The organism is Herbaspirillum lusitanum (assembly GCF_026127345.1).
Taxonomy (GTDB): Bacteria; Pseudomonadota; Gammaproteobacteria; order Burkholderiales; family Burkholderiaceae_D; genus Herbaspirillum; species Herbaspirillum lusitanum.
The window spans coordinates 320,345-343,522 of the sequence record NZ_QXFG01000012.1 but is presented as its reverse complement, the minus strand read 5'-3'; the positions used below and the strand labels follow the sequence as shown (position 1 = coordinate 343,522).

19 protein-coding genes are annotated in these 23,178 nt (G+C 60.5%); 8 read left to right on the top strand and 11 right to left on the bottom strand.

What is annotated here, in order from left to right:
* Window positions 1-16: 16 nt before the first annotated feature.
* The 3 genes from DXT88_RS19115 to DXT88_RS19105 all read left to right on the top strand — a co-directional run bounded on the left by DXT88_RS19115 (window position 17) and on the right by DXT88_RS19105 (window position 2,729).
* On the top strand, window positions 17-751 hold the full coding sequence (locus tag DXT88_RS19115; RefSeq protein WP_265215608.1) for an SDR family NAD(P)-dependent oxidoreductase: 735 nt from the start codon (window positions 17-19) through the stop codon (window positions 749-751).
* Between the two features lie 62 nt (window positions 752-813).
* On the top strand, window positions 814-1,416 hold the full coding sequence (locus DXT88_RS19110) for an NADPH-dependent F420 reductase (protein WP_265215607.1): 603 nt from the start codon (window positions 814-816) through the stop codon (window positions 1,414-1,416).
* A gap of 248 nt (window positions 1,417-1,664) precedes the next feature.
* Entirely contained in the window at window positions 1,665-2,729 is a 1,065-nt protein-coding gene (locus DXT88_RS19105; protein WP_265215606.1) for an alpha/beta hydrolase, read from the top strand.
* A gap of 81 nt (window positions 2,730-2,810) precedes the next feature.
* On the opposite strand, the gene DXT88_RS19100 is transcribed toward DXT88_RS19105, so the two are convergent.
* A complete protein-coding gene (locus DXT88_RS19100; RefSeq protein WP_265215605.1) occupies window positions 2,811-3,587 on the bottom strand; it encodes a substrate-binding periplasmic protein in 777 nt (258 codons plus the stop codon).
* A gap of 71 nt (window positions 3,588-3,658) precedes the next feature.
* Here DXT88_RS19100 and DXT88_RS19095 point away from each other — a divergent pair, with 71 nt between their 5' ends.
* Window positions 3,659-3,805, top strand: coding sequence for a hypothetical protein (locus DXT88_RS19095; protein WP_265215604.1), 147 nt, complete (start codon window positions 3,659-3,661; stop codon window positions 3,803-3,805).
* Between the two features lie 51 nt (window positions 3,806-3,856).
* On the opposite strand, the gene DXT88_RS19090 is transcribed toward DXT88_RS19095, so the two are convergent.
* The 9 genes from DXT88_RS19090 to DXT88_RS19050 form a co-directional block, all read right to left on the bottom strand.
* Window positions 3,857-5,302: an efflux transporter outer membrane subunit gene (locus DXT88_RS19090; protein ID WP_265215603.1), complete on the bottom strand. Its 1,446-nt coding sequence runs from the start codon at window positions 5,300-5,302 to the stop codon at window positions 3,857-3,859.
* A gap of 10 nt (window positions 5,303-5,312) precedes the next feature.
* Window positions 5,313-8,405: an efflux RND transporter permease subunit gene (locus tag DXT88_RS19085; protein ID WP_265215602.1), complete on the bottom strand. Its 3,093-nt coding sequence runs from the start codon at window positions 8,403-8,405 to the stop codon at window positions 5,313-5,315.
* Window positions 8,402-9,508: an efflux RND transporter periplasmic adaptor subunit gene (locus DXT88_RS19080; protein WP_265215601.1), complete on the bottom strand. Its 1,107-nt coding sequence runs from the start codon at window positions 9,506-9,508 to the stop codon at window positions 8,402-8,404. Before DXT88_RS19080 ends, DXT88_RS19085 begins: the two co-directional genes overlap by 4 nt.
* 145 nt (window positions 9,509-9,653) lie before the next feature.
* Window positions 9,654-10,076 (bottom strand): MarR family winged helix-turn-helix transcriptional regulator, encoded by a 423-nt coding sequence (locus DXT88_RS19075; RefSeq protein WP_265215600.1) that lies wholly within the window; start codon window positions 10,074-10,076, stop codon window positions 9,654-9,656.
* A gap of 239 nt (window positions 10,077-10,315) precedes the next feature.
* Window positions 10,316-12,697 (bottom strand): TonB-dependent receptor, encoded by a 2,382-nt coding sequence (locus tag DXT88_RS19070; protein ID WP_265215599.1) that lies wholly within the window; start codon window positions 12,695-12,697, stop codon window positions 10,316-10,318.
* A 109-nt stretch (window positions 12,698-12,806) separates the two neighbouring features.
* Window positions 12,807-13,769 carry a FecR domain-containing protein gene (locus DXT88_RS19065; RefSeq protein ID WP_265215598.1) on the bottom strand — a complete coding sequence of 321 codons (963 nt, stop codon included), beginning with the start codon at window positions 13,767-13,769 and terminating at the stop codon, window positions 12,807-12,809.
* 37 nt (window positions 13,770-13,806) lie between these two features.
* On the bottom strand, window positions 13,807-14,286 hold the full coding sequence (locus DXT88_RS19060) for a sigma-70 family RNA polymerase sigma factor (RefSeq protein ID WP_265215597.1): 480 nt from the start codon (window positions 14,284-14,286) through the stop codon (window positions 13,807-13,809).
* A 184-nt stretch (window positions 14,287-14,470) separates the two neighbouring features.
* Window positions 14,471-15,391, bottom strand: coding sequence for an alpha/beta fold hydrolase (locus tag DXT88_RS19055; RefSeq protein ID WP_265215596.1), 921 nt, complete (start codon window positions 15,389-15,391; stop codon window positions 14,471-14,473).
* Between the two features lie 80 nt (window positions 15,392-15,471).
* Window positions 15,472-16,086, bottom strand: a complete 615-nt coding sequence (locus DXT88_RS19050; RefSeq protein ID WP_265215595.1) for a TetR/AcrR family transcriptional regulator — start codon at window positions 16,084-16,086, stop codon at window positions 15,472-15,474.
* A 176-nt stretch (window positions 16,087-16,262) separates the two neighbouring features.
* Between DXT88_RS19050 and DXT88_RS19045 the strand changes: the two genes are divergently transcribed.
* Window positions 16,263-17,126 carry a patatin-like phospholipase family protein gene (locus DXT88_RS19045; protein WP_265215594.1) on the top strand — a complete coding sequence of 288 codons (864 nt, stop codon included), beginning with the start codon at window positions 16,263-16,265 and terminating at the stop codon, window positions 17,124-17,126.
* Window positions 17,127-17,215: 89 nt separating this feature from the next.
* Here the strand turns inward: DXT88_RS19045 and DXT88_RS19040 are convergent, their stop codons facing one another.
* Window positions 17,216-17,785 (bottom strand): C40 family peptidase, encoded by a 570-nt coding sequence (locus DXT88_RS19040; protein WP_265215593.1) that lies wholly within the window; start codon window positions 17,783-17,785, stop codon window positions 17,216-17,218.
* A 229-nt stretch (window positions 17,786-18,014) separates the two neighbouring features.
* On the opposite strand from DXT88_RS19040, the gene DXT88_RS19035 reads away from it, so the two are divergent.
* The 3 genes from DXT88_RS19035 to carB all read left to right on the top strand — a co-directional run bounded on the left by DXT88_RS19035 (window position 18,015) and on the right by carB (window position 23,147).
* Window positions 18,015-18,422, top strand: a complete 408-nt coding sequence (locus DXT88_RS19035) for a GlcG/HbpS family heme-binding protein (protein WP_116435047.1) — start codon at window positions 18,015-18,017, stop codon at window positions 18,420-18,422.
* 335 nt (window positions 18,423-18,757) lie between these two features.
* A complete protein-coding gene (gene carA / locus DXT88_RS19030) occupies window positions 18,758-19,921 on the top strand; it encodes a glutamine-hydrolyzing carbamoyl-phosphate synthase small subunit (RefSeq protein WP_265215592.1) in 1,164 nt (387 codons plus the stop codon).
* Window positions 19,914-23,147: a carbamoyl-phosphate synthase large subunit gene (carB, locus tag DXT88_RS19025; RefSeq protein ID WP_265215591.1), complete on the top strand. Its 3,234-nt coding sequence runs from the start codon at window positions 19,914-19,916 to the stop codon at window positions 23,145-23,147. The genes carA and carB overlap by 8 nt, the downstream gene beginning before the upstream one ends.
* Window positions 23,148-23,178: the final 31 nt, after the last annotated feature.

Sequence of the window (23,178 nt, the reverse complement as noted above, 5' to 3'; positions counted from 1 at the left end):
ACCTAAGGAGCATGACATGAACAGATTGCATCAAAAAACCGCCGTGATCACCGGCGGCGCCACCGGCATCGGCCTCGCCGCAGCAAAGCGCTTCATCGAGGAGGGCGCCTTCGTCTTCATCTTCGGCCGCCGGCAGGAAGCGCTCGACGCCGCCATCGCTGACCTTGGCCCCAATGCCCGTGCGGTGAAGGGCTCGATCACCGATCCGGACGACCTCGACCGGCTCTACGCGGCGGTGAAGGCCGAGCGAGGAACTCTCGACATCGTCTTCGCCAATGCCGGGGCGGGCGGCCCCCTTCCGCTCGGCAAGCTCACCGCCGAGCACATTGACGAAACCTTCGACACCAATGTGAAGGGAACGATCTTCACGGTCCAGAAGGCGTTACCACTGATGGGGCAGGGTGGTTCGATCATTCTGACCGGATCGAGTGCCGGCACCACGGGCGCCCCGGCATTCAGCGTCTACAGCGCGAGCAAGGCGGCTGTGCGCAACCTCGCGCGGACCTGGGCGGAAGACTTGAAGGGCACCGGCATCCGGGTCAACGTGCTGTCGCCCGGGCCGACGGCGACCGAACTCGCGAAGGCAGCGCTAGGCGAAGAAGGCATGAAGGTCTTCGCCGCGATGAATCCGCTCCAGCGCATGGCCGATCCGGCCGAGCTCGGGGCGGCGGCTGCCTTTCTCGCATCGCAGGACAGCAGCTTCATGACCGCCAGCGAGGTTGCCGTCGACGGCGGCCTGGCGCAAATCTGACGCTACCCGACGGCGCTCCATTCGATTATTCGGAGCGTCGTCGGATTCATTGAGGAGAATATATGAGCTACGCAATTATCGGCTTCGGCAATATTGGCCAGGCCTTGTCCAAGGCGTTTGCCCGTAACGGCATCGAAGTATCCGTTGCCACTACGCGCGACCCCGAGAGCTTTGCATCCGCCGCGGCCGCGATAGGACCCACGATCATTCCCAAGACACTGGCGGAAGCAGTCAAGGCGGACATCATCTTTCTAGCTGTCCGTTTCGAGTCGCACCCGGATGTCGCGAAGGCGCTGTCCACATGGAATGGAAAGACCATCATCGATGTAACCAACGCCTACGGCGTACCTCCCGAGGAACTGGGCGGGCAGCCTTCTTCCAAGGTCGTTGCGCAGGCCTTCACCGATGCAAGACTGGTCAAGGGCTTCAATCATCTGATCGCTGCCGTCCTGGCCCAGGATCCGGCCGTACACGGCGGCCGCAGAGTCGTTTTCCTTGCGAGCGATGATGAAGACGCCGCAGCGCAGGTCAGTACGCTCGCGGAAAATCTCGGTTTCTCACCCATCAGACTTGGCGGGATTTCGGAGGGTGGACTGCTTGTGCAGGCGCGTGGAAATAGCTGGGGACAACTCATCTTTAAGGACTTGGTCAAGTCCCCGTCCTAAGGCAATTCCGGATTGCGAAGCCGGCCAGCGGATTTCCTCCGTGCGCGGTGCAATCGAGCGCCAATGACGGGGCATCAGTGTGTCCGTTGAGGAGGAAACGGTAAGACCGGTTATGCTTGAGCCATGCGGCCAATTGCATGAACTTGATGTCTTTGCTGCAGCAATCCGCCAGCGGCCAAGTGGCGATTGGAGAACCACCGTATCCAACATCGTACTTCCGAAGCGGACATTCAAAAAAGAGGAAAGACATGCGTTTCAGTCATGCCGCCATGCCAGGACTTTTCTTCTGCGCATCTTTGGCTCGCCTTGCCGGCGCAGCCGAAATCGACGTTGTTAACAGTCCGGTCCCGGTGGTGCTGCAAGATCGCCTGAACGTGCAAACGGCAGGCGGCGCAGGCGACGTGCCAATACGCGTGTCGCGGAACTGGAAATTTGAACAATCCGACATTACAAGAGCCATTATCATCATTCATGGCTGGCCGCGTCGCGACATCGACGCCGATAAAGATCTGCAACAGCGCGCCGGCACCCTGGCCGCGCACACGCTCTTCATCACGCCGCAATTTCTTACGGAAGTCGATGTCAAGGCACATCACCTGTCCCCCATGACATTGCGCTGGCGAGAAAGCGACTGGCTGCAGGGCTATGATGCCGGATCGCCTGCTCCAATCAGCGCGTTTTCAGTGATAGACCAGATTTTTATGCGGCTTGCCGACCGAAAGCTCTTTCCTCATTTGAAAGACGTCGTGTTGGCGGGCCACTCTGCCGGCGGCCAGTTCGTGCAGCGCTATGCGGTGGTGGGGCAGGTCTCGCAGGAGGCCGTCGTTTCCCCTATCCATGTCCGTTACGTCGTTGCCAATCCGGCGGCTTATCTGTACTTCGACGACAGGCGACCGCAAGCGGACGGCAGCTTTGCTGATGTGAGCGCTCAGTGCGCTACTGCAGGGACATGGAACAATGGCCTCTCCGCCAAGGTGCCTGCTTACGTGCAGCAACCGGTGGCGCCCGTCATGCTCGAAAAAGGCTATTTGCAGCGTGACGTCGTCTACTTGCTTGGCGCCGCTGACAATGATCCGAACGCAGACGCTGTCGGCCAGTCCTGCACGTATAAGAGCCAGGGTGCAACGCGCCTGGAACGCGGGCACGCCTACTTCCGCTACGTGACGGCCGCCGCCGAAGCGGCTCATCTGCCGCAACTGCAGCGGTTGTTCGAAGTGCCTGCAGTTGCGCATCGCACATTCGCCATGTATCACTCGGTATGCGGCTTGGCTGCGCTGTTCGGAAAATCTGGTTGCGAGGAGACGTTGCATTAAATGCCGGGCAGAATTCGAAAGACTGTCGCGCAATGGGCAAGCAGATTGGTTTTTCAATAAGTCTTCATGGGGTATCGATGGTCAATTTGCTCGCTTGGGAAGCAGTGCTATGTGCTTGTCCAATATAAGCTTCAGCTTGCCTTCACGGCGCATGGTATCCAATTGAAGATTCAAGGCCTTCAGGTGCCGGATACACGGACTTGATTTGGCGATGGCGATGAAATTGTCCGATTCCGAGACATACGGCTTCAAGGCAACGAACTTGTCATTTTGTCCGGAGGCGGTTAAGTAGGCTATTCCGCTGTAGTACCCGGTAATCAAGTAATCGATACGATGCAGTTCAAGTTTCTTGAAATTCATGTAGGCTTTTTGCTCAGCCTCCACTTGCAGATTCCCTTTCAAGAATTCATCGAAACCATTCCCGAACTGATTGCCGAGCGTGACTCCTCCCTTTTTCCCCATCAGGTCATTCCATCCCGAATAACTGAAGCTTCGCTCCCTCGCAACAAATATGGCAATGGGATTGGCAAATAGCGCGACGTTTGTATAGATCAGATACTCGCGTCTTTCGGGGGTATCTTTGAGAGAGGAGATCATGTCGATCTCCCCTGTCTGTGCGCTTTTCAGGACGCGATGGAAAGGACCCACATAGCGCACTTCATAAGGGATGCCGAGAGTAGTCAAGGCGCTGGTGGCGATCTCGATACTCGCGCCGGTCAGATGTTTGCCGTCGTACCATTGCAGCGGTGCATAGTCGGAGTCGGCCGAAATGACAACTTTTCGACATTCCTTTTCTTGCGACAAAGCGGCCAACGGGACTAGCGCAAGGAACAAGACACATCGGAACAGAATAGGCATGCGGGGTCTCCCAGCGAATTTTATTTAATATTTTGCCGTATTGTTTCTGTACTATAACCCGAATAAAACCGATGGTAGAAGCTGAAGTTAAAAACTGCCGGGACGGTGGTTTTTTATTTTTCTCAGAGGGGAGCCGGAATGCGATTGATGTGATTGCCGCCATGCTCGCAGGTGATGATGATACGTTGGCGTTGACGGACGCTTGCCGATGGTGTTGAAGCATTTCCCCGCCTCCGAAAAAGAGGCGAGGCACGCTTCTTTTTCTATTCCTATTGTTTGGCCATCTTCCAGCCGCCGCCGAGCACCTTGTAGAGCGTGATGCGGTTTTGCAGCTCCGCAAGTTGCACCTGGATGGATTGCTGCTGAATCGCGAACAGCGAGCGTTGCGCGTCCAGGTATTCCAGGTAGCTTGAATAGCCGGCTTCATAGCGGCTCCTGGCGAAGCCGTAGCGGGCCGACTCGGCAGCCTCCTGGGCCTTCACGGCGCCGGCTTCGTCGGCCAGCGTCGCGCGACCCGCCAGCGCATCGGCGACTTCGCGGAAAGCGACCTGCACCGTCTTTTCATATTGTGCGACGGCGATTTTCTTGTCGGTCTCCGCCACGTTCAGGTTGGCGATATTGCGGCCGCCTTCAAAGATGGGAATGGAGATCTGCGGAATGAACGACCAGGAGCGCGATCCCGAATCGAACAATCCGGACAGCTGACTGCTGGCGGAGCCGAAGTTTCCCGTCAGGGAAATGCGCGGGAAGAACGCCGCCCGCGCCGCGCCGATGTTGGCGTTTTGCGAACGCAGCAAGGCCTCTTGCTGGAGGATGTCCGGCCGTGCGGTGAGCAGGTCCGACGGCAGTCCGGCGGGAAGGTCCGGCAGAACCTGTTCGGCAGATGTCGCGTTCGCGATTCCGATATCCGCTGCGAGCGGATGGCCGACCAGTACGGCCAAGGCATTTTCATCGAGCGTCTTGCGCCGTTCCTGTTGCGCACGCGCGGCCTTGGCCGCTTCGAAAAGCGACTCCGCCTGCCGCAGGTCATATTCGGAACTCGCACCCTCGGCGTACAGCTGCTTTTGCCGCTCATAGGAATCGGCCCGGCTGGCCAGCGTGTTTTCGGTGAGCTGCAACAGGCGCCGGTCGGCCACCAGCGCTTCGTAGGTATTGGCTACTTCGGCAATCAGGCTGATCTGCGCGCTGCGTTGCGCCTGCTCGGTCGCCAGGTAACGTTGCAGCGCTGCCTCGCTCAGGTTCCTGACCCGGCCGAACAGGTCGATTTCAAACGCGGCCAGGCCGACGCCGGCGAAATAGCTGCTGTTGACGCCTGCTTTGCCGGTCGGGTTGACGTCCGCCGGCAGGCGCTGGCGTGCGCCGTTGCCGTTCAACGCAAGGTTGGGCACCTGATCGGCAACCTGGATGTTGTACATGGCCCGGGCGCGTTCGATGTTCAGTGTGGCCATGCGCAGATCGCGGTTGTGGTCGAGCGCGGCGGCGATCACCGACTTCAGTTGTGCATCCTGGAAGAAATCGGTCCAGGCTATCGATGCCGCCTGCCGGGTGTCGGACTGCGTTCCGGCGGGCTCGGCTTTTTGCAAATCGTTTTGCCAATGAGCCGCCACCGGGAAAGCCGGCTGTTGATACGACGGCGCCAGCGAGCACGCCGCCAGCGAGGCGCTGATCAGTGAGATCCCGGCGATTGTCCGCAAGGACTGGAAAGTAATTGTCATCGTGCGTGCCTCAAATAGGAGAGTGGCTGATGCCGGCCGGGTGACCGGGCGCGGCCGGACGTTTCACCTTGAACCAGATGGCGTACAGGGCCGGCAGGAACAGCAGCGTGAGGACGGTGCCGACGCCGACGCCGCCGATCAGGACATACGCCAGAGGCCCCCAGAACGAGGAATGCGTCAGCGGGATGAAGGCCAGCATGGCGGCCACTGCCGTCAGGATGACCGGGCGGGCGCGTCGCACGGTGGACTCGATCACGGCGTCATACGGTGTCATGCCGGACAGCAGGTCGCTGCGGATCTGGTCGACCAGGATCAGCGTGTTGCGGATCAGGATGCCGGCCAGGCCGATCAGGCCGAGGATGGCGTTGAAGCCGAACGGCTGGTGGAAGATCAGCAAGGTCGGCACCGCGCCGACCAGCCCCAGCGGCGCGGTAGCGAAGACCATCCACATGGTGGCAAACGAGCGGACCTGGAACATGATGACGGCCAGCATCAGGATGATCATCAGCGGGAACATCGCGGCCAATGCAACGTCGGCCTTGGCGCTTTCTTCGACCGAACCGCCGGTGTCGATGTGATAACCGGCCGGCAACGCCGCCTTGATGGCGTCCAGCTTGGGCAGGATGGCATGCGTGACGTCGGGCGGTTGCATGCCGTCGCGCACGTCGCCCTGCACGGCGATGTAGAGCTCGCGGTTGTAGCGTTTCAAGACCGCATCTTCGACATTCGACGACAGCTTGCTGACCTGCGAGAGCGGGACCGCGACGCCGTCCTGCGTGGTCAGGGTCAGGTTGCCGATTTCCGCCAGGCTGGTGCGATCGCGCTTCACGCCGCGCACCATCACGTCGACAATGCGCAAGCCGTCCCTGACCTGCGTGGTCGAGGCGCCGTTCAGTATCGCTTGCAGCTGCAGGGCGGCATCGCGCGGATTGAGACCGACCTGGCGCAAGCGCTCCTGATCCAGTTCCAGGCGCAAGGTCTGGGTTCGGTCGCCCCAGTCCAGATGCACATCCCGGGTGTCCGGATTGCTCTGCACCACGTCCCTCACTTTGAACGCGATGTCGCGCACGGTATTGAGATCGGGACCGACGATGCGGAACAGCACCGGGAACGGCACCGGCGGGCCGAACACGAACTGGCTCACCCGGACGCGGGCATTGGCAAACTTGCCGTCGGCGATCATCTTGCTGAACTTGGCTTTGAGAGCATCGCGGTCTTTGGCGTTGTCAGTCAACACGATCAACTGAGCGAAAGCCGGGTTGGGCAACTCGGGATTGACCGAGAGGAAGAAGCGCGGCGCGCCCTGGCCGATGTAGCTGGAGACGATTTTCGCTTCAGGCTCCTTGTGCAGCGCTTCTTCTATCTTCTTGACGGTGGCATCGGTGGCGCTGAATGCGCTGCCGGGCGGCAGGTTGACTTCGATGGTCAGCTCCGGCCGTTCGGAATTGGGGAAGAACTGTTTCTGCACGAAGCCCATGCCGAAAATGGCGGCGGCAAACACGCCGATGGTGATCGCGGCGGTAATCCATTTATTGTCGACGCACCAGCGCACCAGCGCGCGGAAGCGCTGATAGTTCCTGGTGGCGTAGATGGCATCCTGCCCGCCGGCATGCACCGGGATATTCGGCAGCATCTTGACGCCCAGGTAGGGAATGAAGAGGACCGCGACAAACCACGACGTGATCAGCGAAAACGCCACGACCCAGAAAATGTTGCCGGCATATTCGCCGGCCGTCGACCTGGCGAAGCCGACCGGCAGGAAGCCGATGATGGTCACCAGCGTGCCGGACGCCATCGGGGCGGCGGTAGCGCCCCAGGCATAAGTCGCGGCGGAAATCCGGTCCATGCCTTCTTCCATCTTCACGACCATCATTTCGATCGCGATGATGGCGTCATCGACCAGCAATCCCAATGAAAGGATCAACGCGCCCAGCGTGATGCGGTCGAAGTCGCGCCCCGTCGCCAGCATGATGACGAACACCGCCGACAGCGTGAGCGGCACCGCCGCCGCCACCACGACGCCGACCCGGAAGCCGAGCGTCACCAGGCTGACGATGATGACCACGGCAAGCGCCATGACGAACTTGATCATGAATTCGTCGATCGCCGCTTCAATCGCCAGCGCCTGATCCGATACCTTGGTCAGCGACATGCCCAGCGGAAGCGAGGCCTGAATCAGGTCGCGTTCCTTTGTCAGGGATTTGCCCAGCGTCAAGCCGTTGAATCCCTTTTTCATGACAACCGCCAGCATCAGCGACGGCTCATCCTGTATGCGCACCAGGAACGACTTGGGATCTTCGTAGCCGCGCTTGACGTCGGCGATATCGCCGAGCTTGAAGCTGCGGCCGCCGGCGGCGATGGGAATCGCCTTGACCGCATCGATGTTGTTGATGGCGCCGTCCAGGCGCAGGTACACGCGCGGGCCGGCGGTTTCGACAAAGCCGGACGGCGTCATGTCGTTCTGGCGATTCAGCGCGTCGAAGATGGCTTGCGCCTTGACGCCTAGCGTGGCGAGGCGTTGATTGGAAATGTCGACGTAGATTTTCTGCTGTTGCTCGCCGAGGATGTTGACCTTCTGGACGCCGTCCACGTGCAGCAATTGCTGGCGCAAGGTTTCGGCTTCCGTCACCAGCTGGCGATGCGGCAGGCCTGGTGCATTGAGTGAAAACAGCGTGAAATAGACATCCGAGTATTCGTCGTTGATGACCGGGCCGATTGCGCCGCGCGGCATGTTGATGACCTCGTCGCCGAGTTTCTTGCGGGCCTGGTAGAACTGTTCCGGCACCAGCGCGGGCAGCGTCGAATCCTTCAGAAACAATTTCATCGTGATCAGACCCGGCCGTGCGGCAGTCTCGACGCGATCATAGTATTCCAGTTCCTGCAGGCGCTTTTCCAGGCGATCGCCGACCTGTTGCTGCATTTCCTTCGCGGTGGCGCCTGGCCACAACGCAGTCACGGTCATGATCTTGACGGTGAAGCTGGGGTCTTCGGCACGCCCCAGCTTGATGAAGGCGAAGGCGCCGGCAACGGCAATCGCAATGATCAGGAACAGCGTCACTGCGCGTTCCCTTACACCGAAAGCGGAAAGATTGAAGCCGCTCATGACGCACCGCCCGTATGTGCCGCGGACTGCGGCGAAACCACTGAAACCTTGTCGCCGGCCTTGAGCAGATGGGTGCCGTAGGCGACGACCACATCACCCGCTTTCAGGCCTGCGCTGATGGCGGCGAATTCTTCACCCAGACGGACAACCGTCACGGGAACCAGCTTGACGACCTGGGTTTGTTTTTCGATCAGCCAGACGCTGGCGCCGTGGCCCTTGTCGATCAACGCGCCGATCGGGACTTCGGTCTGTTCGGTTGAAGTGGTATCGCCGGTGAGCCTGATGGTGACCGTCGAGCCCAGCGGCGCCTGCTCTCCCTTGCCGGACAGCACGTAGCGCGCCTGGTAGGTGCGGGTGAGGGGATCGGCCATGGCGGAGAGTTCTCTCAGCTTGGCCGCGAATTTTTGCGTGTCATCCGTATAGAGTGTGGCGCTTGCCTGGCGACGCGCCTGGCCGAGGCCGTTCTCGGGGATGCTGACGACTGCTTCACGCGGGCCCTTCTGCGCCAGTCGCACGATCGTCTGTCCTGCGCCGACCACTTGGCCGGCGTCGGCCAGAACGTCCATGACGACGCCATCGGCGTCTGCGCGCAGGACGGAGTAGTCCGATTGGTTTTCAACCTGGCCGGCGCGCGCCCGTTCAGCATCGAGTTGCGCCTTGGCGGAGTCCGCCAGCGCTTTGCTTTGCTCATACGCCTGTCTGGAAACGGCGCCGGAGTTCAGCAGCTTGCGCAAGCGCACTTCGTCAGCCTGGGCCTGCACGTCGCGTGCTTGCGCGGCGATCACCGCGGAGCGCGCTGCATGCTGCGCCAGGGTGTAATCGGTGCTGTCGAGCTTGAACAGCGCTTGGCCGCGTTTGACCAGTTCGCCCGGATCGACCAGGCGTTCCACGATCTTGCCGGGCACCCGGAATCCCAGATTGCTCTCGGTACGGGCATGCACGACGCCGGTGTAGCTGGCGGAATCGTGTTCAACGTTTTGAACCGTAAAGGAGGCAACCCTGGGCGCTGTCGCCGGAGGCGGCGCCGGTTTGCTACAGGCGGCAAGTGTGGCGATCAATGCGCCTGACAGCGCCATGCCCATATATTTCTTGTTGATTCCCATGAAACCCCTCGCTGGTCTGATTAATGTGTATATGCACTTTATGGATTAAAAAATAGCGAGGACATTGCCTCGCCATGGAACTTGATGCCTGTCGTTTGGAGCTTAAGGCCGTATATTCAGCGCCGCATATTTAACGTTGGGTCATTTAACGTTGGGTCACCGCCATCAACTCTTCCCGCAGAAACTTGGCGCGATCCTTGCCGACCAGTTCTTCATATTCCTTCTGAGCGGCACGCCAATGAGGGAGTGCATCAAGGAATTTCCTGGTGCCTGCTTTGGAGAGTGACAAACCGATCTTCCTGGAGCCGGCCTCCGACTTTTGCACAACATATCCATCGCGGCTCAATGGCTGGATTGCACGGACCAGACTGGTTCGATCCATCACGACCATTTCCGACAGTTCCGTCATCGTGATCTCGGGCCGCTCATGAATCACGGCAAGGAGGGTCACCTGCGAACTGGTGACGTTGACCGGTGCGAGATGCCGCTCATACAGCTGCGTGATGAACCGCGCAGCCTGTTTGGTTGCGAATAAATTGCAGCCCGTCAGTGAAGGAGTGGTGTCCATATCCAAACCTTATCATGTGCATATGCACATGTCAATTGATTCTATTTGTTGAATTCAGGCAAGGACGTCAGCAGGCGAGGACGCGGGGCGGGTCAGGTAAGCCGGCTCAGCCGGACTCCCGCCAGGAAGCCATGCACGAGCCAGCCTGCGCGTAAGCGAAGCGATCTCATCGCAACGAACAAAAAAAAGCCCGCCGAAAGGCAGGCTCATAAAGGATGGGATCTGCAGCAATTTCCCGATCAGAAATCCACTTGCGCCGACAGCACGAAGGTGCGGCCGGATGAAGTGCCGACATAACCGTTCTGCATCACCCAGTAGTTCTTGTCGAACAGGTTCTCGATGTTGGCGCGGTAGGTGATGACCTGGCCAGCTGCCTTGGTGATGTAGCGCGCGCCGATATCGGTACGGGTCCAGCCTGGTACTTTCAGGTTGCTGGTGTTGCTGTACAAGGTGGCGCCGGTCCTGGTGATACGGGTGTTCAATGCCAATCCGGTCAGCCATGGCGTATCCCAATCCAGGCCCAGGTTGAAATTGTTCTTCGGCACGGCGCCCAGTTCCCTGCCGTCGCTGGCACCGCCGGTGGTGTGCGATTGCTCGGTGTCGAAGAAGGTGCCACTGGCGTTGAATCGCAGGCCTCGTACCAGTTCGCCGTACCCCGCCAGCTCAAGGCCGCGAATGCGCGCGCGGCCATCCTGGGTGACGTATTGCAAGCCGTTGATCAGTTGGGTGGAGTTGTTCCGTTGCTCGATCTGGAACACTGCCGCCGTGGTTGTGATGCGGCCCCAGTCCATCTTGGCGCCGGTTTCATATTGTTTGGATTTGGATGGCGGGAATGCCTGGCCTTGGTTTGCATTAGGCGGCTGGACAATGGTGCCTGCCGTCAGCGCCGCCGTGTAGTTGGCGTACAGGGACAGATTCGTGATCGGCTTCACGACCACGGCCATTACCGGCGAAATGGCCGTCTTGTTCGAGGTCTGCGCAGCGTCGGTCAGGCTGTGCGTGTAAACCTGCTGACGACGCAGGCCGGCGATAAGGATCAGGCGATCATCGATCAACGACATCGTATCGGTCAGTGCCAGGCTGGTCAGGCGCTGTTGGCTGCGTGGCGTAGGATTGCCGCGTACACCCGTCATGGCCGGCAAGGGCGCCGGGTTATACAGGTTGGAGGCTACCGCTGCGCTCGCTGCGGGATAGAAGTAATCGGTTTGCTGGTTGAGCATGTTGGCGCCCGCGATCAGCGTGTGCTTGATGCCGCCTGTGTTGAAGCGCGTGCGCAGGCCAACGTCGGCGGACGTGGAGGTGACCTTCTGGTCATAGTAGCCATTGGCGACGCTGGTCGCTCCCTGCACCGAGGTGATCGTCGCCCGCGGGAAATTTTGCGCCGACTCGGCCACGTGATAGCCCACGGCGCCGTAGGCGGTCAGGTTGTCGTTGATGTCATATTCAAGACGGGTGGCAACGGCCTTGTCGTCCGACTGCAAGGTGTTGCCCGGGTACAGGTTGGTCTTGCCCGACGGCGCGTCCGGCACCGTAGTGAGGGCAGCGCCCAAGCTGAATTGCGGACGGAAGTTGCGGGTGTCCTCGTGTTGGGTATAGGCATCCAGGCTCCAGCGCACACGGCGACCGCTGTAGTCGAGACCCACAGAACCCATGCTCTGCTGTTGGTTGCTGCCGGACAGGCCGGTGTTGCCGTCGGCGTACAGCGCATTGACGCGGATGCCCCATTCCTGGTTGTCGCCGAAACGGCGGCCGATGTCGCCCTTCAGGCCGAATTGCGAATTGGACAGGTAGGTTGCCGTCACGCTGGAGATCGGATCTTCGTGCGCGCGCTTGGAGACCAGGTTGACCGCGCCGCCGACGCCGCCGGCCGGACCCATGCCGTACATCAGGGTGCCGGGACCTTTTAGCACTTCGATGCGTTCGACCATGGCGATCGGCATGCGGGTCAACGGCACCATGCCGTACAGGCCGTTGAACGCGACATCGTTGGCCGACATCGTGAAGCCGCGGATCTGGTAGCTGTCGCCGAAGCCGCCGTTGCCATTGGTGTTGCGCACGGAGGAGTCATTGGCGATCACGTCGCCGATCGCGCGCGCCTGCACGTCTTCGATACCCTGGGAGGTGTAGTTGGTGGTGCTGAAGGGCGTGTCCATCACGCTGGCGGTGCCGAGCACGCCCAGGCTGCCGCCGCGCGCGACCAGGCCGCCGGCATAGGGCGCGGTGGGGTCGGCGCTTTCAGTGATGGTCACGGTGGGCAACACGGCATTGTTGTTGCTGCCGATGGTGGCCACGGACAGCGCATAGCCGCCGTCGGCGTTCTTCACCGCTTGCAGGCCGGATCCCGCCAGCAGGATGGTGAAGCCTTCGGCCACGGTGTAGCGGCCGGACAGGCCGGCGGCCTGGCGTTCATGGGTGATGGCGGGATCGAACGACAGCAGCACGCCGGCACGGCGCGCAAAATTGTTCAGGACGCGATCCAGCGGACCGGCCGGGATGTCATAGGCAAGGCGCTGACCGTCGACGGCTTGCGCTTGCAGGCTGGTCATCGGCATGGCGAAAGCAGCCAGTACAGCCAGCCGGGCCAGGGTCGGGCGGGAAGGGAAGCGGGTCAGGTTTTTCATGGCATGGTTACGGTGATTGGCAAAGGTGCTATCAGGTAAACCGGACGAGTGACGAAAACCTGCAGAACAAAATTGAAATTTTTTGCAGCCGTACTTTTAACTCCGTGCGCTAACTCCGTGCGTCGGTGCGCGGGCGCAGCGTGATCCAGTAGGAGGTGACGGTGTCGATCTGCACCGGCAAGGTCCGGGCAATGGCGGCGAGGATGCGCGCCGGCTGGTCGAGCGGGAACACGCCCGAGATGGTCAGGCTGGCGATGGCCGGGTCGCAGCGCAGCTTGCCGGGCATGCTGCGGTCCAGTTCCGCGACCAGTTCGCCCAGCGGCATGCGGTCGGCCACAATGACGCCGTCGGTCCAGGCCACCGCCTCTTCATTGGCCCGCGACAAGGCGCCGATCAATCCTTGCCGATCGAACAGGCCCTGGCGTCCGGCATCGATGCGGATGGCGCCGTTGGTTCCGGAGGTGCCGGCAGGTTTGAATTCCACCGCGCCTTCGAACACTGCGATCCGCATGCCGGCCGCGCTGTCGCGCACCTGGAAGCGGGTGCCCAGCGCACGTGCCTGGCCCAGCCGGGTGTGCACGACGAAAGGCCGATAGGCGCGATCGATTTCCTTCGCGGTGGTGATCAGTACTTCGCCGCGATGCAGGCGCACCAGGCGGGATTGTTCGTCATAGGCGGCGTCGATGGCGGTGGCGGTGTTGAGTTCGACTGCCGTGCCGTCGGCCAGCGTCACGCGGCGGCGTTCGCCGGCTTTGGTCGCGTAGTCGGCCATCAGCGTCCGCCACGGGACGACCTCATTGCCGCCGGCGGCCAACAGGCCGACACCGAGGGCGATACACAGGGATTTGACGGCGAAGCGGCGATTATGGCGATGGCGGTTGCTGGCGTCGCCGATGCTGCCGTGCGTCAGTGCGCTGGGCAGGGTGGAGACACGTTCACTCAGGGATTGCAGCCGCTGCCATGCCAGTTCGTGGCGCGCTTCTTCAGCGCGCCAGCGGCGGCAGGCTTCGCGTTCCTGCTCGGTGGCGGCGCCGGATTGCAGCTTCACCATCCAGTCGATGGCGATCGTCACGATATCGTTTCCCGGGGCGCTTGAGTCCGCAATCATGTCAGTTGCCATACTGCACGCGATAACACGCCATGAAGGCGCGTTTCATGTATTGCTGCACCGAACTCAGGGACACCTCCAGGCGCACGGCGATCTCGGCATAGCTGAGACCGTCCAGCTGCGACAGCAGGAAGGCGCTGCGCACCTTGGCCGGCAGGGCGGCCAGCATGGCGTCGATCTGGTTGAGGGTTTCCAGCACCGCCAGCCGCGCTTCGGGCGACGGCACGTGCTCGGGCGGCAATTGCGCAAGTATCTCGAGGAAGGCGGCTTCCAGCGCACAGCGGCGGAAGTGATCGATCACCAGGCCGCGGGCGATGGTGGCCAGCAGGGCGCGCGCTTCATCAAGGTAGAAGTCGCGACGCGACACCATGATCCGCAGGAAGGTGTCCTGAGCCAGATCGGCCGCCAGTTCCGGGTTGCCGGTCCGACGGCGCAGCCAGCCCAGCAGCCAGTGATGATGGCCGGTGTAGAGGCCTGCCATGTCTTGGTGGGGGGAATGGACGGCGGCAGTCATGACGACAAAAAATAATGAGAATGGTTCTCATTGTAATCTGCAAACCGCCTTCGCGCCAAGATGCGCGCCGCCGCAGTTGTTTTTTCAGAACAATCCGGTACCGCCGATCAACCTGCCGGGGCGGCGGCTGGAACGAGTAAGTTGCGCAGCTTCAGGTCTGGAAAAAGCGCAACAATTCGTCCGCCACCGCATCCGGAATTTCTTCCGGCATGTAGTGGCCGCTGCCTGGCAGCGTGCCGCCGCGCACGTCGGTCGCGATGCTGCGCAAGGTGGTGACGAGTGCGTCCTTGACGCCATGCTCCGCGCCCAAGGCGAGGATGGGCATGGCGAGCGTCTGTTCGCCGCGGCGGCGGCTTTGTGCGAGTCCCGCCGGGCTGAAGGCGACGCGATAGTAGGACAGCGCGGCGCGCACGGCGCCCGGCGCTGAAAACACCCGCTCGTATTCATCCAGGTCGGCCGGCGTGATGGACCAGCGATTGATCGCCTTGGTGTGGAACAGATAGTTGAGGAAGGCGCGTTCGTGACCTTGCAGCAAGATCTCGGGCAGATCGTCGAGGCGGTTGAACGGAAAGTGCCAGGTCTTGAGATTGGTTTCCTCGGAAGGAATGCCGGGCGGAGGAGGCGGAGTAATGCCGGGCAGGGCGGCATCGAACAACGCCAGCCGCCGGATATCGGCGGGCCAGTCGGCGGCATAGGCGTGGCCTATCCAGGTGCCGATGTCGTGACCGGCAACGTCGAACGGACCGTCTTTGAGCAGGCCCAGCGCGTTGGCGAATTCGTGCAGATCGGCGGCGATCGTCTTCAGGTCGTAACCGGATGCGGGTTTGTCCGAGTCTCCCATGCCGCGCGGATCGATGGCGATGACGCGCCGCCCGCTCGCCGCCAGCAAGGGCATGACCAGGCGCCACGCATACCAGCTCTGCGGCCAGCCGGGGATCAGGAGAATCGGCGGCATCGGGGGGATCGGCACCCCGTTGCTGCCGCCTTCAACGTAATGCAGGCGTACCCCGTTGACGCGGGCGCTGCCGTGGTGGAAGTCGTTCCAGAACGTATCAGGAGAAAATGTCTGCATGCGGAATCCTTCAGGTGAATTGCTACGGTTGATTATTCGAATAAATAGGAAATGATTGTTTCCTAAATTGGCAAAAATTTTTAATCGAGCACTTTCATGGCCTTGTCGATCAGGGCGTTCATTTCTTTCTTGCTGCGGCCTGTCTTGCCGATGACGCGCATGCCCTGCATGACGCACAAGAGCAAACGGGCTGTCGCCGCTGCTTCGACATGGGCAGGAACGCTGCCATCTTCCTGCCCTTGGCGAATGAACAGGGCCAGTCGCTTTTCGTGGACATCAAGGGATTGCGCCACGCGTCCGGCGATCTCAGGATCGGAAATCGCGAGCTCGACGGCGCTGCTGACGATCAGGCAGCCGCGGCGACCATCGTCGTCGTAGCTTGATGCCGCATAGAGCGCCAGCAAGGTCCGCACCCGTTCGCGACCGGTCCGGGCGGGCTCCAGCGCTTGTCGCAGGCGTTCGGTGCGCAGCGCGATATAGCGTTCGAGGGCGGCGACGAAAACAGCTCTTTTATCGTCGAAGGCCTTGTAGATGCTGCCGGCGGTCAATCCCAGGGCGGTCCCCAGATCGCTGACCGAGGTGCCGTAATAGCCCTTTTCCGTAAACACGACAATTGCCTTGTCCAGTGCTGCATCGATATCGAACTCGCGCGGACGGCCGCGGCTGCGAGGAATGTTGGGAGGAGTGGAGGCCATGCCTGCAATTATAGGAAATGATTGTTTCCTAATCAAGTGCCGATTGGATGGGGCGATTACGCTAAAATGGCTGCGCCCGTTCGGGCTGAGATTCTCTGCTCTAGAAGAACATGTCTGTTTTGCATCGCTTCCTCGCCTTATCCTCCGCTGTTTTGTTGACGGCCTGCAATGGCTTGATGCCGTCCAAGTCGGCAACGCCTATCGAAACGTCTCCGGTGACGCCGGTGGCAGCGCCGACCAAATTGCCGCAAAAGCCGCGTATTGCACTGGCCCTGGGTGGCGGCGCCGCGCGTGGGTTTGCGCACGTGGGCGTGATCAAGGCGCTGGAGTCGCAAGGTATCGTGCCCGACATCGTGGTCGGCACCAGCGCAGGCAGCCTGGTCGGTGCGCTTTATGCCGCCGGCAACAATGGCTTTGCGCTGCAGAAGCTGGCGCTGGACATGGACGAGGCGACCATTTCCGATTGGTCGGTGCCGTTCTTCGCCAAGGTCAGCGGCGTGCTCAAGGGCGAGGGCGTGCAGACGTATGTGAACCGTTCGGTGAACAACCTGCCGATCGAAAAATTCAAGATTCCATTCGGTGCCGTGGCGACCGATCTCAAAACCGGCCAGGCGATCCTATTCCGGCGCGGTAATGCCGGCATCGCGGTGCGCGCGTCATCGGCCGTGCCGGGCGTATTCCAGTCGGTCAAGATCGGCGATCACTATTATGTGGACGGCGGACTGGTGGCGCCGGTGCCGGTGCATTTTGCGCGCGAGATGGGCGCAGACTTCGTCATCGCGGTAAATATCTCGGCCCAGCCCGAGGCGCAGGCTTCGGCCAGTTCGGTCGATGTCATGCTGCAAACTTTCGCGATCATGGGACAGAGCATCAACAACTACGAACTAAAAGATGCCGACGTCGTGATTCAGCCTGGTCTGGGAGCGATGAAGGGCAGCGATTTCGCCGGCCGCAACCTGGCGATCCTGGCCGGCGAGCAGGCCGCCATGAAGGCGATGCCCGACCTGAAGGCGAAGCTGAAACTCAAAGGCGGGAACTGATCTGCGTTGTCAGACGGGAAATAAGAGGGTGCTGCGAAGGCGACCGGGAAGGCGATGAGGGGAGCTGCGGATGAAGTCCCGCAGAAAACTTATTGCTGGTCTTCAGCAGTCGCCGAAATGCGGCGTGCACCATTAAAGCGCTTTTTCCAGTAAGCCACATCCATGTCTTCGATGCGCACCTGGCCGCCGGCGGAGGGCGAATGGATGAATTTGCCATCGCCGAGATAGATGCCGACATGCGAGAAGCCGCGGCGCAGCGTGTTGTAGAACACCAGGTCGCCCGGACGCAGGTCAACCACTTTTTCGCCGACGCGGCTGATCTCGGCCGAAGTGCGCGGTAAATCCGTGCCGAGCGCTTCCTTGAACACATAACGCACCAGGCCGCTGCAATCGAGGCCGGTTTCCGGCGATGTGCCGCCGTAACGATAGTTGATGCCGAGCATGCTCAATGCCTGGACAGCCAGTTCGGAAGCGCGGTTGGTGATGTCGTGCAGTTTGGCGAGAGCGATGTTTGCCTTGCCGGGAGGAGGGGTGTCTTGTTGCAGAGGTGTTTCGATACTCCATGCAGCGCTGCAGAACCAGAATCCGGCAGCCAGCACGCACGATTTTGCGAGGTGTCGTCGGAATCGGTTGGTTTTTGCGGCGTTGCGTGTTGTCATCAGGACATTTTCCTATGGGTATGACTGCTGGAATGTAAACAATTTAGCCAGTAATGTCAAAAGCTTATTTCGCGTTATCTTACAGAAATTGCAATAAAGTCAAGACCTTACGTGCAGGAGGATGCCCTCGATGAAGGGGCGATCTCCCGGGTTTTGCATATTTTGCGCCGGCGAGCCAATCTCGAATTACAATCAGCATTCTTTTTTACTTGAGCCATTTGGGAGCATCATGCAAACGAAACCGTATCTGACCCTCGACGATCTGAAGAAAATTGCCGCCGGCGCCGAAGCCGAAGCAAAAGCCAATAACTGGGCGGTCGTCATTGCCATCGTCGACGATGGCGGTCACTTGCTGTGGTTGCAGCGCCTGGACGGCGCCGCGCCTGCCTCGTCGCATATTGCTCCAGCCAAGGCCAAGACTGCCGCCCTGGGTCGCCGCGAAACCAAGATTTACGAAGACATGATCAACAACGGCCGTTTCTCCTTCCTATGCGCGCCTGAACTGGACGGCTTGCTGGAAGGCGGCGTGCCTATCGTGGTCGACGGTCAATGTGTCGGCGCGGTCGGCGTGTCGGGCGTGAAGTCGTCGGAAGACGTACAGATCGGCAAGGCAGGCATCGCCGCACTGGGTCTCTGATAACGTTGATCGGTAACGATGTTGGCAGATGCGTAATTTGCTAATTAGTTGATTTTTAGCCGATTTTTGTCTACGGGCAAGCCCCTGAAATGCGCTTTCCGGCAATCTTAGGATTTGCTGGGGGGCGCATTTTGCGCTATAATCGAGCGGTTTAGCTAATTTAAATTCCGCCGTAGCGCATACCGAATCTTCCATCTCGTCCCAGCACGCCAATCAAGCTCCCCATTGCATCAAAACGGGGAATTTGCGCCGGTCGTCGGTTGGGTAACTGAGTGCAGAATCTCTGCAGCACGATCTGGTCAGGCCAGCGGCGGTAACAATCTCAGGAGTTACCCTTGCTGCCTCTTCTTTCTGGCCCTACCGTTCCGGCCATCCTCGCGCTAGCAGACGGGTCCGTTTTTCTTGGTGTTTCCATCGGCGCTGCCGGCAACACGACAGGTGAGGTGGTTTTCAACACCGCCATGACCGGCTACCAGGAAATTCTGACCGATCCCAGCTACAGCCAACAGATCGTCACACTGACTTACCCGCATATCGGCAATACCGGCGTCAATCCCGAAGACGTCGAAGCCTCGCAGATTCACGCTGCCGGCCTGATCATCAAAGATCTGCCGCGTCTGACTTCCAATTTCCGCACCAAGCAAACACTGACCGAATACCTGCAAGCCAGCAACATCGTGGCCATTGCCGATATCGACACGCGCAAGCTGACCCGCATCCTGCGTGAAAAGGGCGCGCAAGGCGGCGCCATCGTCGCCGGCGAAACAAACATTGAAGCGGCAACCGCCAAGGCGCTGGAGCTGGCGCGCGGTTTCCCGGGACTGGCCGGCATGGACCTGGCCAAGGTCGTGTCGACCAGGCAAGCCTACAACTGGACCGAGACCGAATGGAAACTGGGTCGCGGCTATGGTCAGCAGATCACGCCGAAATTCCACGTGGTCGCGTTCGACTACGGCGTCAAGTACAACATCCTGCGCATGCTCGCCGAGCGCGGCTGCAAAGTGACCGTGCTGCCGGCGCAGGCGTCGGCTGCTGAAGCGCTGGCCCTGAATCCGGACGGCATCTTCCTGTCCAATGGTCCCGGCGATCCGGAGCCATGCGACTACGCGATTGCCGCGTCCAGGGAACTGATCGAGCGCGGCATCCCGACCTTCGGCATCTGCCTCGGCCACCAGATCATGGCGCTGGCCTCCGGCGCCAAGACACTGAAGATGAAGTTCGGCCACCACGGCGCCAACCATCCAGTGCAGGACCTGGACACCAGGCAAGTGCTGATCACTTCGCAAAACCACGGTTTCGCCGTGGATGCCGCAACCTTGCCGGCCAACTGCCGCGTCACGCACGTGTCGCTGTTCGACGGTTCGCTGCAAGGTTTCGCCCGTACCGATAAGCCTGCGTTCTGCTTCCAGGGCCACCCCGAAGCATCGCCCGGGCCGCATGACATCGCCCCCCTGTTCGATAAATTTGTGGCGATGATGGAGAAAAAGAACCATGCCTAAGCGTAACGACATTAAAAGCATCCTGATCATCGGCGCTGGTCCGATCATCATCGGCCAGGCCTGCGAATTCGACTATTCCGGCGCGCAAGCCTGCAAGGCGCTGCGTGAAGAAGGCTACAAAGTCATCCTGGTCAACAGCAATCCCGCGACCATCATGACCGACCCTGAAATGGCCGACGTCACCTACATCGAGCCGATTACCTGGCAAGTGGTGGAACGCATCATCGCCAAGGAAAAGCCGGACGCGATCCTGCCGACCATGGGCGGCCAGACTGCGCTGAACTGCGCACTCGACCTGCACCGCAACGGCGTGCTCGAAAAATACGGTTGCGAACTGATCGGCGCCTCGCCGGAAGCCATCGACAAGGCCGAAGACCGCTCCAAGTTCAAGGACGCCATGACCAAGATCGGTCTGGGCTCCGCACGTTCCGGCGTGGCGCACACCCTGGAAGAATCGTGGGCTGTACAGAAGGAACTGGGCTTCCCGGTCATCATTCGTCCATCGTTCACCATGGGCGGCACCGGTGGCGGCATCGCCTACAACGCCGAAGAATTCGAAACCATCTGCAAGCGCGGCCTGGAAGCATCGCCGACCACCGAACTGCTGATTGAAGAATCGCTGATCGGCTGGAAAGAGTACGAGATGGAAGTCGTGCGCGACAAGGCCGACAACTGCATCATCGTCTGCTCGATCGAAAACCTGGATCCGATGGGCGTGCATACCGGCGACTCCATCACCGTGGCGCCGGCGCAAACGCTGACCGACAAGGAATACCAGATCATGCGTAACGCCTCGCTGGCGGTGCTGCGTGAAATCGGCGTCGACACCGGCGGCTCCAACGTGCAGTTCTCGGTCAACCCGGCCGACGGCCGCATGATCGTCATCGAAATGAATCCGCGCGTCTCGCGTTCGTCCGCACTGGCATCGAAGGCGACCGGTTTCCCGATCGCCAAGATCGCCGCCAAGCTGGCGGTTGGCTTCACGCTGGACGAACTGCGCAACGAAATCACCGGCGGCGCAACCCCGGCTTCGTTCGAACCGTCGATCGACTATGTCGTCACCAAGATCCCGCGTTTTGCGTTCGAGAAATTCCCGCAAGCCGACAACCACCTGACCACGCAAATGAAGTCGGTCGGTGAAGTCATGGCGATCGGCCGCACCTTCCAGGAATCGTTCCAGAAAGCCCTGCGCGGCCTGGAAGTCGGCGTCGACGGCATGAACGAAAAGACCACCGACCACGAAACCATCAAGGAAGAACTGGGCGAGCCTGGTCCTGACCGTATCTGGTATGTGGGCGACGCGTTCGCACAAGGTTTCTCGCTGGAAGAAGTGCACGGCCTGACGCACATCGATCCGTGGTTCCTGTCGCAGATCAAGGAAATCGTCGATATCGAATTGTGGCTGGAAAGCAGCCAGACGCTGGAAGGCCTGGACAAGGCAACGCTGTACAAGCTCAAGCAAAAGGGTTTCGCCGACCGTCGCCTGGCCAAGCTGCTGAAGGTCACCGACACCGCCGTGCGCGAGAAGCGCCATGCGCTGAATATTCGCCCTGTCTACAAGCGCGTCGATACCTGCGCCGGCGAATTCTCGACCAATACCGCGTACATGTACTCGACCTATGAAGAAGAGTGCGAGTCGAAGCCGACCGACAAGAAAAAAATCATGGTGCTGGGCGGCGGTCCGAACCGCATCGGCCAGGGTATCGAATTCGACTATTGCTGCGTGCACGCCGCGCTGGCAATGCGCGAAGACGGTTACGAAACCATCATGGTCAACTGCAATCCGGAAACCGTCTCGACCGACTACGACACCTCCGACCGTCTGTATTTCGAATCGCTGACGCTGGAAGACGTGCTGGAAATCGTCGCGCTGGAAAAACCATACGGCGTGATCGTCCAGTACGGCGGCCAGACGCCACTGAAGCTGGCGCTCGACCTGGAAGCCAACGGCGTGCCTATCGTCGGCACCTCGCCGGACATGATCGACGCTGCGGAAGACCGCGAGCGTTTCCAAAAACTGTTGCAAGACCTCGGCCTGCGTCAACCGCCGAACCGTACCGCGCGTACCGAAGCTGACGCACTGCGCCTGGCGCAGGAAATCGGTTATCCGCTGGTGGTGCGTCCGTCGTACGTGCTGGGTGGCCGCGCGATGGAAATCGTCCACGAGCAACGCGACCTCGAGCGCTATATGCGCGAAGCGGTCAAGGTGTCGCATGACTCGCCGGTGCTGCTGGACCGCTTCCTGAACGATGCGATCGAAGTCGACGTCGACTGTCTGTCGGACGGCGAGCGCACCTTCATCGGCGGCGTGATGGAACACATCGAACAAGCCGGCGTGCACTCTGGCGACTCGGCCTGCTCGCTGCCGCCTTACTCGCTGGCGAAAGACACCATCGAAGAACTGAAGCGCCAGACCGCCTTGATGGCCAAGGGCCTCAACGTGGTCGGCCTGATGAACGTGCAGTTCGCGATCCAGCAAACCGAAGTCGACGGCAAGCTGCAAGACGTCGTCTTCGTACTGGAAGTGAACCCGCGTGCCTCGCGCACCGTGCCGTTCGTCTCCAAGGCAACCGGCCTGCAACTGGCCAAGATCGCCGCACGCTGCATGGTCGGTCAGTCGCTGGACAGCCAGGGCATCAAGAACGAAGTGATCCCGCCTTACTTCAGCGTCAAGGAAGCCGTGTTCCCGTTCGTCAAATTCCCGGGCGTCGACACCATCCTCGGACCTGAGATGAAGTCGACCGGCGAAGTCATGGGCGTGGGCAAGACCTTCGGCGAAGCCTTCGTGAAGTCGCAGCTGGGCGCGGGCGTCAAGCTGCCGACATCGGGCAAGGTATTCCTGAGCGTCAAGGGCAGCGACAAGCCGCGCGCCGTGCAAGTGGCGAAGGATCTGGTCGGCCTCGGCTTCTCGATCGTCGCGACCAAGGGTACCGCCGGCGCCATCAGCGCGGCCGGCATTCCCGTGACCACCGTGAACAAGGTGGTTGAAGGTCGTCCGCACATCGTCGATATGATCAAGAACAACGAAATCACACTCGTGGTCAACACGGTCGAAGAGAAGCGCACCGCGATTGCCGACTCCGGCGCGATCCGTACTTCGGCACTGGCAGCGCGCGTGACGACGTTCACGACCATCGCCGGCGCAGAGGCTGCGGTGGAGGGCATGCGTCATCTGAATGCGCTGGATGTGTATGATTTACAAGGGCTGCATAAAGCTATACACTAAACCCTCATACACGTTTTATTGCTAGCCACAG